This is a genomic window from Dubosiella newyorkensis, assembly GCF_001945605.1.
Classification (GTDB): domain Bacteria; phylum Bacillota_I; class Bacilli_A; order Erysipelotrichales; family Erysipelotrichaceae; genus Dubosiella; species Dubosiella newyorkensis.
The window spans coordinates 1-3,055 of record NZ_MPKA01000041.1; the positions used below are offsets into that span (position 1 = coordinate 1).

Annotated in this window: 4 protein-coding genes; all 4 read left to right on the forward strand. The window is 32.8% G+C overall.

From position 1 onward, the window contains the following. The first annotated feature begins 3 nt into the window (after positions 1-3). On the forward strand, positions 4-987 hold the full coding sequence (locus BO225_RS01350; protein ID WP_233120266.1) for an SIR2 family protein: 984 nt from the start codon (positions 4-6) through the stop codon (positions 985-987). Positions 988-1,014: 27 nt separating this feature from the next. Beyond that, entirely contained in the window at positions 1,015-1,689 is a 675-nt protein-coding gene (locus BO225_RS01355) for a TIR domain-containing protein (RefSeq protein ID WP_076340489.1), read from the forward strand. Positions 1,690-1,720: 31 nt separating this feature from the next. Then, positions 1,721-2,383 (forward strand): hypothetical protein, encoded by a 663-nt coding sequence (locus tag BO225_RS01360; RefSeq protein WP_076340490.1) that lies wholly within the window; start codon positions 1,721-1,723, stop codon positions 2,381-2,383. Positions 2,384-2,542: 159 nt separating this feature from the next. Continuing rightward, on the forward strand, positions 2,543-2,920 hold the full coding sequence (locus BO225_RS01365) for an HTH domain-containing protein (RefSeq protein ID WP_076340491.1): 378 nt from the start codon (positions 2,543-2,545) through the stop codon (positions 2,918-2,920). Positions 2,921-3,055: the final 135 nt, after the last annotated feature.

Below are 3,055 nucleotides of genomic sequence, written 5' to 3' on the forward strand. Positions count from 1 at the left end.
ACAATGTATTCATTCATACAAAGCAGGAAATCAGTGCGAGGGTCAAAGAATTCGAAAAATGGGTCAATCAGCGCCCGTACCAAGTCATTGATCGACTTTGTTTGGCTTATTAAAGGCAATATATATAAATCGTTTTTATTTATTGGGTTTAGCTTTGATGATCCTAATCTTGAACATATTTTGAATCAGATTCGAATGGAGTTAAATGAAAATATTAGGACTCATTATTGCTTTATGAAAAAAGTTTGTCAAGCAAAGGGTCAAACAGATGAAGACTTTAATAAAGATAGAATTAAACAAGAAGTTAGAGAAACGGAGCTGAAAAGATTCGGTATTCAAACGATATTTGTTGATGAATACAGTGAAATCACAGATATTCTCGTTGAGTTAGAAAAAGCTGTTTTTGCTAACAATGTATTTATTTCAGGAAGCGCAGAGATATATAAAAACGAATGGGATGAAAAAAAAGCTGATGAATTGGCCTTTAATTTATCAAACAAATTGGTTGCTAAGGGATTTAGAGTCGTATCAGGGTACGGGTTAGGAATTGGGTCCTCAGTTATTAATGGTGCCTTAACAGAAATAAGGAGAAAGAAGTATAAGCATCTCGAAGAGCATTTAGGGCTACATCCTTTTCCGTATGATATTAAGGATGATACCGAACGTGAAAAAGCATGGGATATTTATAGGAAGGAAATTTTAAAAGAGATTGGGATAGTTGTTTTTATATTTGGAAATAAGGGGGAAACAACTATTGCTCAAGGGTGTCTGAAGGAGTTTGATATTGCGAAAGACAAGGATTGCATTATTATCCCAATAGGGTCTACAGGCGGAGCTGCGAAACAAATTTATCTTAAACTATTTAATGAAAAAGAAAAGTATAGTTACTTAGATGAATATTGGGAAATTCTTGAAAAATCAAATGATATAAATGAGCTAGTTCAAACGGTTTTAATAATTGCTGAAAAAGCTAGGAAGGTTTTATAAGGAAGGGAAAAATAAACGGGAAGAAAAATTTTTGTTTCGTATAAATATGCAGATGATAAGGTTAAAAATTTATCTATTTGGGGTCTAACTACAGTAAGAGATTATGTCGATAAATTTGAAAAAGTATTAGAAGAATCTGACGATATTTATAGGGGAGAAAGCGATGGTGAAGATTTGAGTGACTATTCGGAAGATACAATTTGGGAAATGTTAAAAGATCGTATTTTTGATAGTTCAGTCACTGTTGTTTTTGTTTCGCCCGGAATGAAAGAAGTTGGTCTGCAAGATAAAGAACAATGGATACCATGGGAGATATCGTTTTCATTAAAAGAGACATCTAGAAAGACAAAAAGTGGAAATTCGGTTAGAGTAAGCCATACAAATGCTATGTTGGCTGTTGTTCTACCTGATGAAAATGGATCATACTCTTATTATTTGGAGCCACTTAATTGTTGTGAAGGACATTGTATCCAACACCATACCGAAAAACTTTTTGAAATAATAAAGAATAATAAATTTAATAGAAGTAAAAACCCTCTTAAGAAAACTTGTAAAAATGGCACCGTTTGGAGTGGAACATGCAGCTATATTGAAGCAGTTAAATGGGAAGACTTTATTGGTGATTATGAAAAATATATAAATGATGCTATTGAACGTAGAGATAGTATTGATGAGTATGAAATATGCAAGTCAATAAACTAAGGTTTTTGTGTAGAGATAAACGGTAAATAAGATGTCAGGTGTAACTAAAAAAATATTTCAAAGTGATATTCGTCAAATTAAATCAATGTGGAGTAAACAATTGGAATCGATTCAAAATATTTTACCGAAAGATTATTCTGAATCGGATATAGTTATGCTTCTAAAAGAATATTATCCTCATGAATGGAACTCAGTTGAATTTTCGTATCAATATTATCGAGACAAAGATGAACACCTTAAGAAATGGCAAAAGAAACCTCGCTATAATATGAAAAAACCAGAAAAGTTGCTTCGCTCATTATCAACATATCAGAATATCATTTCGAATAAAACTGATTATTCCAAAAACTATTCTGAAGAAACAGCCAATGAATTTAGAGAAGAATTATCGAAAAAGAGAATTCCAAAAATTGCAAGAGTAAATAGAAAAATAGAACTTGCAAAATCGAAAACGCAGAAGGTTGAACCAGAATTTTTAGATAAAATGATGGGAATGTATGATAAAAAAAGTACGAGTCTAAAAGATAAGGTTTACATATTAAATGAATTGATGAAATATTATAATCCAAAAATTATAAAATTCTTTTTAAAGAAAAATGATACTGAATTAAATAAACAACTTAGAATGATGGTGTTTCAGCATTTGCAGAGTTTCAATTTAAACTATACCCATAAAAGTGGACACGGTTTTTAGTAGAAGAAAAAGCATTGGACACTTAATTAGTAAGGCCCGATAAAACGTACTTGAAATTAATATGTTCGCGTTTTGTAGACATTTTCTATTTCCACCTTACACTTGAAGCGATTCAGTGAGATACTATTCTGGACAGACTTCCTAAGGAGATCACAACATATGAACAGAAACTATTTCACTGAAGAACAGATCAAGCAGCTCAAATCGAATGCTTATACCAAATACGTATCACCCAAGACTTTGAAATTCACCGACGAATTCAAAGAACTGTTTCTGGAAAAATACCTTCAGGGATTTTCTCCAAAAGTAATCTTCATAGAAGCTGGCTATGACCCTCTCGTTGTCGGAGAAAGACGAATGGCAAATACGGCTTTTCTCGTGATGAAAAAGGATTCGGAAGTAAAAAAATCAACAGAAGATTCCGAAGTCAAACATTTGAAATCCGAAGTAAAAGCCTTGCGCAAAGAGCTGGAAACATTAAAAAAAATTATAGCTCTGGGCAGCTCTGGTACTATGTCAAGTTTGAGGACAACCTAAATTTCTGTTTTTTGACAAATCCGAAAAAATTTGTTCCGCTTTCCATTGACTACGGGTCCCTATCCCTAAGAACCCATTTCTTGTTGCTTTTCAAACTCCCAGCTCTTGCTGCGGCTTGAAAAGCCCCAAGCTTAT

Coding starts and splice junctions, on each gene's coding strand:
- BO225_RS01350 (WP_233120266.1), top strand. CDS start 4: ATGTATTCATTCATACAAAGCAGGAAATCAGTGCGAGGGTCAAAGAAT.
- BO225_RS01360 (WP_076340490.1), top strand. CDS start 1,721: ATGTCAGGTGTAACTAAAAAAATATTTCAAAGTGATATTCGTCAAATT.
- BO225_RS01365 (WP_076340491.1), top strand. CDS start 2,543: ATGAACAGAAACTATTTCACTGAAGAACAGATCAAGCAGCTCAAATCG.